Annotated in this window: 15 protein-coding genes; 8 read left to right on the top strand and 7 right to left on the bottom strand. The window is 41.0% G+C overall.

The window, feature by feature from the left end; genetic code table 11:
- Positions 1-30: 30 nt before the first annotated feature.
- A complete protein-coding gene (locus BGO42_RS17465) occupies positions 31-1,425 on the bottom strand; it encodes a trypsin-like peptidase domain-containing protein (RefSeq protein ID WP_273244007.1) in 1,395 nt (464 codons plus the stop codon).
- Between the two features lie 200 nt (positions 1,426-1,625).
- On the opposite strand from BGO42_RS17465, the gene dapF reads away from it, so the two are divergent.
- The 5 genes from dapF to BGO42_RS17440 all read left to right on the top strand — a co-directional run bounded on the left by dapF (position 1,626) and on the right by BGO42_RS17440 (position 5,759).
- Positions 1,626-2,411 (top strand): diaminopimelate epimerase, encoded by a 786-nt coding sequence (gene dapF, locus BGO42_RS17460; RefSeq protein ID WP_273244005.1) that lies wholly within the window; start codon positions 1,626-1,628, stop codon positions 2,409-2,411.
- A gap of 19 nt (positions 2,412-2,430) precedes the next feature.
- A complete protein-coding gene (locus BGO42_RS17455) occupies positions 2,431-2,961 on the top strand; it encodes a GNAT family N-acetyltransferase (RefSeq protein ID WP_273244003.1) in 531 nt (176 codons plus the stop codon).
- A gap of 13 nt (positions 2,962-2,974) precedes the next feature.
- On the top strand, positions 2,975-4,015 hold the full coding sequence (gene mltG, locus BGO42_RS17450) for an endolytic transglycosylase MltG (protein WP_177729799.1): 1,041 nt from the start codon (positions 2,975-2,977) through the stop codon (positions 4,013-4,015).
- 3 nt (positions 4,016-4,018) lie between these two features.
- A complete protein-coding gene (locus BGO42_RS17445) occupies positions 4,019-5,020 on the top strand; it encodes a DUF2279 domain-containing protein (RefSeq protein WP_273244000.1) in 1,002 nt (333 codons plus the stop codon).
- 64 nt (positions 5,021-5,084) lie between these two features.
- Entirely contained in the window at positions 5,085-5,759 is a 675-nt protein-coding gene (locus BGO42_RS17440) for a peptidoglycan-binding protein LysM (RefSeq protein WP_286749596.1), read from the top strand.
- Here BGO42_RS17440 and BGO42_RS17435 read toward each other — a convergent pair.
- From BGO42_RS17435 to dnaA, 3 genes are read right to left on the bottom strand one after another with little or no spacing between them, the layout of a single operon-like run.
- Positions 5,756-6,481, bottom strand: coding sequence for an SAM-dependent methyltransferase (locus BGO42_RS17435; RefSeq protein ID WP_177729795.1), 726 nt, complete (start codon positions 6,479-6,481; stop codon positions 5,756-5,758). The two genes, BGO42_RS17440 and BGO42_RS17435, sit on opposite strands and share 4 nt — an antisense overlap.
- On the bottom strand, positions 6,478-6,945 hold the full coding sequence (locus BGO42_RS17430; protein WP_177729793.1) for a low molecular weight protein-tyrosine-phosphatase: 468 nt from the start codon (positions 6,943-6,945) through the stop codon (positions 6,478-6,480). Before BGO42_RS17430 ends, BGO42_RS17435 begins: the two co-directional genes overlap by 4 nt.
- A gap of 4 nt (positions 6,946-6,949) precedes the next feature.
- The gene (dnaA, locus tag BGO42_RS17425) at positions 6,950-8,377 is read right to left on the bottom strand and encodes a chromosomal replication initiator protein DnaA (RefSeq protein WP_177729791.1); all 1,428 of its coding nucleotides are present in this window, start codon (positions 8,375-8,377) and stop codon (positions 6,950-6,952) included.
- Between the two features lie 192 nt (positions 8,378-8,569).
- On the opposite strand from dnaA, the gene BGO42_RS17420 reads away from it, so the two are divergent.
- Positions 8,570-8,980, top strand: coding sequence for an acyl-CoA thioesterase (locus BGO42_RS17420; RefSeq protein WP_177736084.1), 411 nt, complete (start codon positions 8,570-8,572; stop codon positions 8,978-8,980).
- Positions 8,981-8,996: 16 nt separating this feature from the next.
- Here BGO42_RS17420 and BGO42_RS17415 read toward each other — a convergent pair whose 3' ends face one another.
- Genes BGO42_RS17415 through ribD form a run of 3 tightly spaced genes read right to left on the bottom strand, consistent with a single transcriptional unit; the run spans position 8,997 to position 11,250 of the window.
- On the bottom strand, positions 8,997-9,605 hold the full coding sequence (locus BGO42_RS17415) for an IMPACT family protein (RefSeq protein ID WP_273243993.1): 609 nt from the start codon (positions 9,603-9,605) through the stop codon (positions 8,997-8,999).
- A gap of 9 nt (positions 9,606-9,614) precedes the next feature.
- Complete coding sequence (locus tag BGO42_RS17410; RefSeq protein ID WP_177736078.1) at positions 9,615-10,214, bottom strand: HAD family hydrolase; 600 nt, start codon at positions 10,212-10,214, stop codon at positions 9,615-9,617.
- Positions 10,207-11,250: a bifunctional diaminohydroxyphosphoribosylaminopyrimidine deaminase/5-amino-6-(5-phosphoribosylamino)uracil reductase RibD gene (gene ribD / locus BGO42_RS17405; RefSeq protein ID WP_273243991.1), complete on the bottom strand. Its 1,044-nt coding sequence runs from the start codon at positions 11,248-11,250 to the stop codon at positions 10,207-10,209. Before ribD ends, BGO42_RS17410 begins: the two co-directional genes overlap by 8 nt.
- Positions 11,251-11,391: 141 nt before the next feature.
- On the opposite strand from ribD, the gene BGO42_RS17400 reads away from it, so the two are divergent.
- Entirely contained in the window at positions 11,392-11,877 is a 486-nt protein-coding gene (locus BGO42_RS17400) for a GNAT family N-acetyltransferase (protein WP_273243989.1), read from the top strand.
- A 1-nt stretch (position 11,878) separates the two neighbouring features.
- Positions 11,879-12,733 carry a peptide chain release factor N(5)-glutamine methyltransferase gene (prmC, locus tag BGO42_RS17395; protein ID WP_177736068.1) on the top strand — a complete coding sequence of 285 codons (855 nt, stop codon included), beginning with the start codon at positions 11,879-11,881 and terminating at the stop codon, positions 12,731-12,733.
- Positions 12,734-12,736: the final 3 nt, after the last annotated feature.

Here is a 12,736-nt window from a genome sequence, read left to right as displayed (position 1 = left end):
AAAAGCCGGGTTTGTTTTTGTGGTTCTGTTTTATTGGGTGATGACTTGTACAAGCACTCCTTTTTTGGTAATTATTTCTAAGCGAACCGATTGATCTTCTCCTTTTCGGGCTAAAGCGCGGGACACCGTTTCAATGTCGGTGGCTTTTGCACCGTCAACATTTAAGATAATGCTGCCTTTTAAATCGTTTGCATATTTCAGAAGATTGCCGCTGGTTACATCTTTTATTTTTACCCCGTAATTAATGTTGAACATTTTCTTTTCGGCAGCGCCAATGTCTTCAAGCTCCAGTCCGTTAAACTCATAATTCAGCAGTTCTCTTTTGGTAAGCTCGATTTTCACATCCTTGCGGTCGCCATCGCGGATAATGCCAGCAATCACCACATCATTCGGACGTTTGGTGTTGATATATGAGGAGAGATCTGCATACGAATTGATATTCTGATTGTCCAGTTTAACGATAATATCGCCTTTGCGTAATCCGGATTTTTCCGCACCGGATTTTTTAGAAACATTGGTGATGTAAAAGCCCTGTGTCAGTTTCACGCCGAATTCTTTTGAAGCGGCACTGTTCAAATCGGTTCCTTCAACACCCAGTACACCGCGTTGTACATTTCCGTATTCCATTAAATCTTCAATGATTTTACGGGTAATGTTAGACGGCACAGCAAAAGAATACCCCACATACGAACCGGTTACCGAAGAGATCATCGTGTTGATCCCGATCAGCTCACCACGGGTATTCACTAACGCACCGCCACTGTTTCCGGGATTAACGGCAGCATCGGTTTGTATAAACGACTGAATGCCGTTGTTGGAAAGATTTCTGGCTTTGGCCGAAACAATTCCGGCAGTTACTGTTGAAGTAAGGTTATACGGATTACCAACAGCCAGAACCCATTCGCCTACCTTAAGATTGTCGGAATTTCCAAATGTGGCATACGGCAGCTTTTCATCGGCATCGACTTTCAGTAAAGCGATATCCATTTTACTGTCGGTACCGATTAATCTGGCTTTATACGTCTTATTATTATTTAAGGTAACTTCCAGTTCGGTAGCATTCTGGATCACATGATTGTTCGTTACGATATAACCGTCTTCCGTAATAATAACACCGGAACCGGTACCGATTTGCGTTTGCTGCTGGTCACCTCTGTAACCGTAAAAGAACTCCATTAACGGGCTTGACGGTATTTTGGAAACCGAAACGTTTTTAACGTGAACAACAGTGTGTACCGCATTCTCGGCAGCAGCTGTAAAATCCATGTTTTCAGCTCCTAAACTTACATTTCTGGTGTAATTGTCTGATGCGATAGAAAGTCTGGAATCATTGGGAGAATTGCGATCAAATAAAACTTTGTAAGCTCCCAGAGTAATAGCTCCGCTTAACAGTGAAACTAATAATAAGCTTGATAATCTTTTCATATTCGCTGGTATATTTAATTATTTAACAGTAAAATTATAAACTTCAGGAATTCAAAAAAAGGGTTTAACGCCCGTTTAACAATCTTTAACGTGTCATTAATATTTGTACTTTTGTGAATCACTACCTTAGTGGTAATAAAAGCAAAAAAAGCAACGTTGTAGCAACTGCACAAAAGCCTTATTTAATATTCAAATACTAAATGAAAGTAACTTTTTATAAATATCAGGGAACGGGTAATGACTTCGTTATGATCGATAACCGTCAGTTGACATTTCCCAAAAATGATACCAAACTGGTAGCATATCTCTGCGACAGAAGATTTGGCATAGGTGCCGATGGATTGATACTGCTGGAAAATGACGAATCGACAGATTTTCGTATGGTGTATTATAACTCAGACGGAAACGAAAGTTCCATGTGTGGAAACGGGGGTCGCTGTATCGTGGCTTTTGCAAAAGAACTGCACCTTATTAACGACCAGACCACTTTTATAGCGACAGACGGTTTGCATCATGCAACTATCGCGGCTAATGGTATCGTATCGCTGCAAATGAAAGATGTGGATACGGTGGAGCAGCATGAAAACCATGTGTTTTTAAATACCGGTTCGCCGCATCACGTGGAATTGGTGGACGATTTGAAGATCTTTGATGTTAGAAACGAAGGTGCCCGGATCCGGTACAGCGATTTGTACGGAAAAACGGGGAGTAATGTGAACTTTGTAGCCCAAACGGGAACGGACAAATTTTCAGTGCGCACCTACGAAAGAGGGGTGGAAGATGAAACGCTTTCCTGCGGAACCGGAGTAACGGCTGTGGCAATCGCCATGAAAGCAACCGGAAAAACAACCGGTTCTGTGATTGAACTGGAAGTAGAAGGCGGAAAACTGGAAGTGAGCTTTCAGGAAAAAAACGGCTTTTTTACCCAGGTTTTTCTAAAAGGCCCGGCTACCCGGGTTTTTAAAGGAGAAATCGATTTTTTATAAGACTTTAAGGCAATAACAGTTGGTAACACTAAAAGGAGATAAAATTTATCTGAGAGCTTTGGAACCCGAAGATCTTGAATTTGTGTATGCTGTCGAAAATGACGAAGCGATTTGGGAAGTAAGCAATACGCAAACCCCTTATAGCCGCTTTTTAATACGGCAGTATCTTGAAAATGCACAGCAGGATATCTATGAAGCCAAACAATTGCGGCTGGCGATTTGTAAAAACGATGATTTTAAAGCAATAGGCCTGATCGATTTGTTTGATTTTGATCCGAAAAATCAGAGAGCCGGAATCGGGATCGTTATAAAAAACACGGAAGACCGGAGTAAAGGTGTTGGAAAAGAGGCGTTACGCTTACTGATTGCGTTTGCATTTGAGCAATTGCAATTGCATCAATTGTATGCAAATATTAGTCAGGAAAATGTAGCGAGTATTCAGCTTTTTACTACTTTTGGCTTCCAATGCATCGGGGTGAAAAAGGATTGGGTTCGCACCCAAAACCGGTTTACCGATGAAGGAGTTTATCAATTAATTCATCAATCTTAATCGTATTTTTATTTTGAAAGTAAAGAAAATTATCAGCATCTTTTCGGTGGTATTGCTATTTATCGCTTTGATTTATGGTTATATACTGTATAATAAAGTGTTTTCTGCCAATACTAAATTTTCGGAAAATGAAACCTTTGTATATGTACCCACCGATGCGACCTATCCGCAAGTGCAGAAAATATTGGAGCCTTACGTAAACAATATGGAATATTTTGATTTTGTCGCTTCCAAAAGAGGGTACGATCAGAATGTGGTATCCGGAAAATTCCTTTTAACAAACGGAATGAGCAGCTTTGATATCGTAAGAGCTTTACGCAAAAACGTACCGGTGAAAATGGCTTTTAACAATCAGGAATCCCTGGGGAAATTAGTGCAGCGATTATCGTCTCAGATTGAACCGGACAGTATTACTTTGATGAAAACCTTTACCGATTCTACGTTTATGGCAGAAAACGGTTTTACAGAAGATAATGTTTTGAGTATGTTTATCCCGAATACCTATGAATTTTACTGGAATACCACAGGAATCAAGGTGCGCGATAAAATGATCAAGGAATACCGTAAATTCTGGAATGAAGACCGCCTGGCAAAAGCAAAAGCATTGGACTTAACGCCATTGGAGGTGTCTGCATTAGCCGCTATTGTACATAAAGAAACAGCAAAAGTGGACGAAAGACCACGGGTTGCCGGTGTTTACCTGAACCGTTTAAAAGTAGACATGCCGCTTCAGGCAGATCCAACGGTTATTTATGCAGTAAAAAGAGAAAGCGGTGATTTCGACAGAGTGATCAAACGCGTACTGTATGAAGACCTGAAAATTAACTCTCCTTATAATACCTATATTCATACAGGATTGCCGCCGGGGCCAATCGCGATGCCGGATATTAACGCAATCGATGCGGTTTTAAATGCCGAAAAACACGATTATATCTATTTCTGTGCAAGTGTTGAAAAATTTGGATACCATGAATTTGCGGCAACTTTGGCACAGCATGGTGTGAACAAAAAGAAATATGTGGAATGGCTTGCCAAACAGGGCATCAATCGTTAATTTTTGAAAAGCAACCTGCAAAATAGTACAACATACAAATCAAAAGAAATTTTGACGGCTTCCCGATATTTATCGGGAAGTTTTGTTTTAGGCAAAATGATGTCCGGATGGAATGCAGCAGTTTGTTTTTTACTGCTGTTGTTTTTCGGTTCTGTACAGGCGCAGTCCTTTTTGATTCCTTCCGATACGCTCAACAAACAAAGAAGAACGCTGGTGTATGCCTCCGAAGGAGTTGTTTTGGGTGGTGCTTTGATCGGTTTGAACCAATTGTGGTATAAAGATTACCCGCGCAGTGGTTTTCACTTTAAAAACGACAACAGCGACTGGATGCAGATGGATAAGGCGGGACATGTTTATACGGCTTACCACATGGGACGAATGGGGGCGGAGTTGCTGGAATGGAGTGGTGCCGACAAAAAAGAACAGTTAGTATATGGTTCCACGTTGGGCTTTGCCTTTTTAACGGCTGTGGAAACCTTCGACGGATTTTCTCAGGAATGGGGAGCCTCCTGGGGCGATGTGGTGGCTAATGCTTCCGGAACCCTGTTGTATGTGTCGCAGGAACTGCTGTGGAAAGAACAGCGCATCACACCGAAATTTTCATTTCATACTACCCGTTATGCCGCGATGCGGCCGGATGTTTTGGGGAAAGATTTAAAAGAACAGCTGCTAAAGGATTATAACGGGCAGACGTACTGGCTTTCGGCAAATATACAGGCCTTTACCAAAACGGAACTGCTGCCGGAATGGCTCAGCTTTGCAGTGGGCTATAGTGCCGAAGGAATGCTGTCCGGAAGAGCGGAAACCTTACCGCCCGAGTTTGCTTCAGAAAGCCGGCGATATCGTCAAATCTTATTTAGTCTGGATATAGATTTCAAAAAAATTAAAACAAAATCTCCGGTTTTGAAAACGGTTTTCTCGATTTTAAACACCGTGAAAATTCCGGCTCCCGCTTTGGAACTCAGCGACTTCAGTAGGCTCCGCGGGCATTGGCTTTATTTTTAGAAAAGTTTAACATGCTGATTTTCAGGTTTATAATTTTTGTCTTATATTTGCAAACGGAAATTTCATGTCGGTGACAGCGCTTGAGAAATCAAAATGTATGATAAAAAGATGGACTTACTTTTTAGGATTGATACTCCTAATCACCTTAATCAGTTCTGGTTTTAAAGCTTTCGAGGTAGAAAAATTAGAAGGATTTCATGTAGAGGATGATGAAGTGATCACGTATTTAGTTCCCACAGAGGAAGAAACAAGCAAAGTATTTTTCAATTTCCCTTTTACCGGTAAATCTTATGTAGGCTTCAAGCAGGCAATTGCTGTGAAAGAGTCATTAGGACTGTATGACCTGGTTAACCCTTTTGGTTATATGGGGAAATACCAGTTCGGGAAAAGCACCCTGAGAACGGTTGGAATTTATAATGCTGCTGAGTTTCTAAAAAACCCTAAAATGCAGGAGAAAGCTTTTAAAGCGCTTCTGGCCCGTAATAAATGGGAGTTACGAAAAGAGATTGACCGTTACGAAGGTAAAGTGATCAAAGGCGTGAAAATTACAGAATCAGGAATTCTGGCTGCGGCACACTTGGGTGGTGCAGGATCTGTAAAAAGCTTTTTGAGAAGTAATGGTGCAAACGGATTTACAGACGGTTTCGGAACTTCACTGCGAAGTTATATGAAACGATTTGGAGGATACGATACATCTAATATTGTAGCCAATCCGGATGCAAAAGTAAAGATGAATTAATTCATTTTATGAATAATAAAAATACAAGGTCGGTTATGTAAATCGACCTTATTTTTTTTCCACTCGTTCACTGTTCTGGTTTTGATAAACTCTGTAGGCAGGGTAATATCGCAGGCAATGCAAAGATGTGTGCTGGGCTGCAGAATCTGTAACAAATCTTCCATCAGCTTGTTGTTGCGATAAGGTGTTTCAATAAATAATTGCGACTGGTTCTTATCGTGTGACAGCTTTTCAAAATTTTTCAGGGCTTGTTTTTTCTCCGATTTGTCAATCGGAAGGTAACCGTTAAAGGCAAAACTCTGCCCGTTCATTCCGGAAGCCATGATTGCTAAAAGAATGGATGATGGACCTACTAAAGGAACAACCTGAATGCCTTTTTCATGAGCGATTTTTACAATGGCCGCACCGGGGTCGGCTACACCGGGACAACCGGCTTCACTCATTAAACCAATGTTCTGACCTTCTAAAAGCGGCTGTATAAAGGCATTGTGCTCGGAAGCTTCGGTGTGTTTGTTCAGTACGGAGATTTTTAAATCCGGCTGTTTTTTTTCGGCATGTACGCTCTTGATAAACCGGCGGGCGGTTTTTTCATTTTCAACGATATAATAATCAATGAAATCAATGCTTCTTTTTATGGTTTGCGGTAACACATCTTCGGGATTCATTTCTCCTAAAGTTGTTGGTATCAGGTATAACTTGCCATAAAGAGCGGTTGGTTTCATAAGTGCTGGTTTTTTAATTTGTCGGCAATAATATCGCAGGCATCGTTCAGTAAATTGTAAACTTGTTCGAAACCGTTTTGTTCGCCATAATAAGGATCGGGAACGGCGATGTTTTCACCGGGATAAAGCTCATTTAAAATGAGTTTGACTTTTAATTTTGCAGTGTCGTCAGGAGCCAGGCGGATAATGTCTTTAAAGTTGGAATTGTCCATGGCGAAGATATAATCAAAGTTCTGGAAATCGGATAACTTAAATTGACGGGCCCGCTGGTCGGTAATATCAATACCTTTGTTTTTTGCGGTCAGTATAGAACGATTGTCGGGAAGTTCTCCGGCATGCCATCCTCCGGTTCCGGCAGAATCTACAAAAAAAGATTCCCGGGGAAGTTTACTTTTTAAAATTCCCTCAGCCAGCGGGGAGCGGCAGATGTTCCCCAGACAAACCATTAAAATCTTTATAGGCATGCTGTTATAAGGATAACTTCTTGTGGATATCGTCTACGTATTTTTTGAATTGCTTATCGGTAGAAACAAGATTGTCAACAGTCTTACAGGCATGTAAAACGGTTGCGTGATCCCTGTCGCCAATTTGTGATCCGATATTGGCTAAAGAAGCTTTTGTGAATTTTTTAGCGAAAAACATTGCCAGCTGTCTTGCCTGAACCACGTCACGCTTTCTGGTTTTGGATTGCAAAGTTTCGATGTCCAACTGGAAATAATCGGAAACCACTTTTTGAATATAATCAATAGAAACTTCGCGTTTTACATTCTTAACAAATTTCTCAACGACTTGTTTGGCTAATTCGGTAGTTACTTCCCGTTTGTTGAAAGAAGATTGTGCGATCAATGAAATGATGGCACCTTCCAGTTCACGGACATTGGTTTTGATGTTCTTGGCTACATATTCTACAATCTCGTCCGGCATTTCCACACCGTCGCGGTATAAAATATTTTTTAAGATAGCGGTTCTGGTTTCATAATCCGGCTGTTGAATTTCGGCAGACAATCCCCATTTAAAACGGGAAAGTAAGCGTTGTTCAATATCCTGCATGTCCACAGGTGCTTTGTCGGAAGTAAGGATAACCTGTTTTCCGTTTTGGTGCAAATAATTAAAGATATGGAAGAATACATCCTGTGTTCCGGCTTTTCCGGAAAGGAACTGCACGTCATCAATGATCAGTACATCAATTAACTGATAGAAGTGAATGAAGTCGTTACGGGTATTCTTTTTAACCGAATCGATATATTGTTGTGTGAAAACCTCTGCCGAAATATACAGTACGGTTTTCTCCGGATGCTTCTCTTTGATCTCCACACCAATAGCATGTGCCAGGTGGGTTTTTCCCAATCCGACACCGCCAAAAAGCAATAACGGATTAAAAGAAGTTCCGCCCGGTTTGTTGGCAACAGCCATACCGGCAGAACGGGCCAGACGGTTGGATTCCCCTTCCAGGAAATTGTCGAAACTGTAATTGGCATTTAACTGGGATTCGATTTTTACATTGCGGATTCCCGGTATGATAAACGGATTTTTTAACTCCGGATTTTTATTCTGAATCGGTACGTCAACTTCCTGTGGTTTTACCGGCGGACGACTAACACTTGGCAGCTGCTCCGTGAATGGTAGTTTATTGCCATAAGTGTTTTCCATTTTAATTTTATAAAGTAACTTTGCGCTCGCTCCAAGTTCTTTTGTTAAGGCAACTTTGAGCAATTTTACATAATGTTCTTCCAGCCATTCGTAAAAAAACTTACTAGGTACCTGAATATATAATGCGTTATCAGTAAGCTCAACAGCTTTGATAGGTTCAAACCAAGTTTTATATGCTTGATCCTGAATATTGTCTTTTATGAATGACAGACAGTTTTCCCATACCGATTGCGCAGTTTTATTCATATATTCGGGCATAATTAATGTTTTTTTAAAAAGTTGAATTCAAAAAGTAAGTCAGATACTTTCATTGAAATTGGGAAGACAAATATGTGGACAATTTTTTTCAAAAAAAAATATAACGTGTATTGATTTTATGAAAAAAATATTGTAAGTACATTTAAAAATGTTTTTAAAATAAATTAACAAAAAATTAATATGAGAGATTATCAATTTCAGGTTCGTGTCCGATACGCCGAAACAGACCAGATGGGAGTGGTTTATCACGGAAATTATGCACAGTATTTTGAGATGGGACGTGTGGAATGGCTTAGAAACCTTGGGCTTTCTTATAAATGGATGGAAGAAAACGGAATTATGCTTCCGGTGGTTTCTTTGAGCATGAGTTACAAAAAACCGGCACTTTATGACGACCTGCTAACGGTGAAAACAATATTCAAAAGTCAGACCTCTGTTAAGATAGAATTTGACTATGAAATCTACAATGAAGCAGGTGAGTTATTAACAACGGGGAACTCCATTCTGGTGTTTGTAGACATGAAAACCGGAAAGCCGACTTTGCCTCCGGCGTATGTTACCGAAAAGTTAACGGCGTTTGTTGAAAGCTAAAAAGCAACATTGAAAATTACTCTTTTTCAAGAATAGTTACTTCATAAAGATTGGAAAAAATGTCGAAAATCATTTCGGCATTTTTTTTGCGCGTAGCGATTTCAATCTCACAACTCATTTCCATTTTCTGGGCGATAATGTCCAGATTTTTTTCTTTGATAACCCGCATCACTTTGTTCATGTTTTTATAATCAAAACGAATGAGGTAATGAATGTCGATTGTCTTTTCGGTTATTTCGGAAACTTCCAGCGCCATCTGGGCAGCTGTTTTGTAAGCGGATATTAAACCGCCTACGCCGAGTTTTACGCCACCGAAATACCGTACGACTACTATGAGTACGTTTGTTACGTCAAACGACTGTATCTGACCGTAAATGGGCATTCCTGCCGAGTTATTGGGTTCGCCGTCGTCGTTGGCACGGAAGTATACTTTCTCGGTTCCGGTCTGAAAGGCATAACACCAGTGCCGCGCGGCATGATGCTGCTTCCGGAGATCTTCCAGAATCGGTTTGACATCCTCTTCTGTTGCTATAGGAAAGGCATAGCCGAAAAATTTACTGTTTTTTTCTTTGTAGAGGATTTCTTCGGACGGAATGGCTAAGGTTTTGTATGTGTCTTTTTCCAATGCTGTTAATTACCATTTTTTATCCAGCAAATCTACAACATCTTCTTTACCCACCTGCAGGTTCCAGATATTTAATCCCAGGTTGGCGGCCACTTCGGTATTGTGCTTGTTGTCGTCCACAAAAAGGGTTCTTTTAGGGGATAACTCGTGTTTCTTGATGATGTAGTTGAAGATTTCCGGATCGGGTTTTCTAAGGCCTATTTCGAACGAAAAATACACCTTTTCAAAGCATTGGTAAAACTCGCGGCTGAATGTTTCGCCCACTTTGCTTTCAAATTTTTCAATATGGGTAGCATCGGTATTGCTCAACAGGAATAAACGGTACTGCGACGATAAACGCTGTAAAAACTCCAGACGGTAAAGCGGGAAATCCAGCAGTATGGCATTCCAGGCATCGCGGATCTCTTTTAAATCTTTGTTCGGGATGTATTTATGAAGACCGTTGAAAAAATCAGCTTCTTTGATTTTTCCCTTTTCATATCTTTTGTTCAGATTGTCTAAATCTTCGTTCCAGCAAACCAGTCCTAATTTTCGCATGTGTTCAAAAGGGGCTTCTTCTGCCAGATTAATAAAAACATTGCCAAAATCGAATATGATAGTATCAATCATTGTGTGTGAAAATTAGAAGTTCGTCGTTTAGTATCGTCTGTTTCTCTTGTAATGTACCGGTTATAAACGGTGCTGCTGTGCCGCTTTGCAGTGTTACAGCGCCTTTAAAAACCCGTGCTTCATCCCATAATCCTGCGTCGATAAAGGTTTGCAGCGTTTGCTTTCCTCCTTCAATAAGTAAGGATTGAATATCGTATTGCTGTAAAATCGATACAATTGAAAAAGGGAGCGTATTATCAAAGATACAATTTTCGAAAAAAACTGATGTAGAATTTTTTAAATTTTGATTTTCCGTGATGATTATGGTTTTTACACTGCCGTCCTTTACAAAATAATCTTCCGGAATCCTTCCGGATTTATCCAGCACGATGCGCACAGGATTTGTACCGGTCCAGTCCCTTACATCCAGTTTGGGATTGTCGTCAATAACGGTTTGGGTTCCCACTAAAATAGCCTGTTCCTCACTGCGCCATTTGTGAACCAGCTGGCGGGAATATACATTGGAGATCCATACCGGTTTTTGCTCCGCTCTGGTTTCCGGCGCAATAAAACCGTCACTGCTTTCTGCCCATTTCAGGATGATATACGGGCGCTTTTTCTGGTGGAATGTAAAAAAACGTTTGTTGAGCTCGTTACAGGCGTCCTCCAGTATGCCAACGGTAACATTTTTACCGGCTTCGATCAGTTTTTTGATGCCGTTTCCGGCAACTTTGGCAAACGGATCAATGGTGCCGATGACAACGTTGGGGATTTTATGCTGAATGATCAGATCACAGCAGGGAGGTGTTTTGCCAAAATGACTACAGGGTTCCAGACTCACATAAATAGTAGCTTTGGATAGAAGGGATTTGTCCTTAACGGAGTTTACCGCATTCACTTCGGCATGCGGTTCGCCGGCTTTCCGGTGCCACCCTTCTCCGATAATTTCATTATTATATACGATAGCACTGCCCACCAAAGGGTTGGTGTATGTTGTGCCCAAACCGTTTTTAGCCAATTCAACACAGCGGTTCATGTAAAATTCATGGGTGTTCAAAAGCGTATCGTATTAAATTTGTAAAATTATTCTAAATGTTTATGAACTGTCAGGGAAGCTGCTTACATTCGTCCTGATTTTGAACAAATCGAACAGTATTCCTGTTGTCCGGAAGCTGCAAAAATAAACTATTCCTTAAAAATGGATACAATCGAGATACGGGAAATTCAAAAAAATGACAATGAGGCGGTCGCAGCCTTAATACGAACAGTATTAGTGGAGCATGAAGTGCCTAAAGTAGGCACGGCTTATGCCGATGCTTCCCTGGACAGGATGTTTGAAACGTATGCGACTCCGCAGTCGGCTTATTTCCTGGTTGTCAAAGACGGGGAGATTATTGGCGGTGCCGGAATTGCGCCATTGGAAAATGGAGCGGCCACGATTTGTGAGCTGCAAAAAATGTATTTTTTACCCGTGTCCAGAGGTTTGGGGCTGGGAACAAAAATGATCGGGAAGTGCCTGGAACAGGCAAAAGCTTTCGGCTTTAAACAATGTTATCTGGAAACACTTCCAAACATGACGGCTGCCCGGAAATTATATGTAAAGTCCGGATTCCGGTATCTGGAGGCTCCGTTGGGAGATACCGGTCATAACTCCTGTCCGGTATGGATGCTTAAAGATTTATAAGATGCTAATCAAAGACTATCGCAATTATTTTAAAGAAGAACTATCGGCTCTTTATGATGAAAAAGAGATCGAAAGCTTTTTCTATATCATTTTAGACGCTTTTCACCAGATGAAACGGGTGGATATGGTGCTGAAAGCCGATTTTGAACTGGATGCCATGCAGCTGCTGCAATGGGAAACAGTGCTGCATCAGCTGAAAGCGGAAAAACCGATTCAGTATATTTTTGAGGAAACCGAATTTTTCGGACTGCCTTTTTATGTGAATGAAAATGTTTTAATCCCGCGTCCGGAAACGGAAGAACTGGTGGAGTGGATTCTGCAATCCGTTTCGGAATTGCCCAAAGAGCAGCCGCTTAAAATATTGGATATCGGAACAGGCAGTGGCTGTATTGCCGTTTCGCTGGCTAAAAAGCTGCCGCAGGCCCGGGTATTTGCAATCGATGTTTCCGAAAAAGCACTGGAAGTAGCCAGACGGAATGCAAGGCAAAACCAGGCAAACGTGGTGTTTTTACACAAAAACATTCTTGAAACCAGTATGTTGCCGGAACAGTTTGATATTATCGTGTCCAATCCGCCCTATGTGAGAAACCTGGAAAAAGAGGAAATAAACAAAAACGTATTGGAATTTGAACCGCATTTAGCCTTGTTTGTTGAAGACCATGACCCGTTGCTTTTTTACCGCAAAATCACGGAATTAGCCGCGCAGCATTTGGTAAAAAGCGGGCAGCTGTATTTCGAGATCAATCAGTATCTCGGGCCGGAAATGCTGGCATTGCTAAAGGAATACCATTTTAAAAACGGAGAACTGCGTAAGGATATTTACGGCAATGACCGCATGACAAAAGCAATACTGTAAACG

The sequence above is a fragment of the Flavobacterium sp. 40-81 genome, from assembly GCF_001898245.1.
In the GTDB taxonomy this organism is placed as follows: Bacteria; Bacteroidota; Bacteroidia; order Flavobacteriales; family Flavobacteriaceae; genus Flavobacterium; species Flavobacterium inviolabile.
This window is presented reverse-complemented; position numbering and strand designations above follow the sequence as displayed.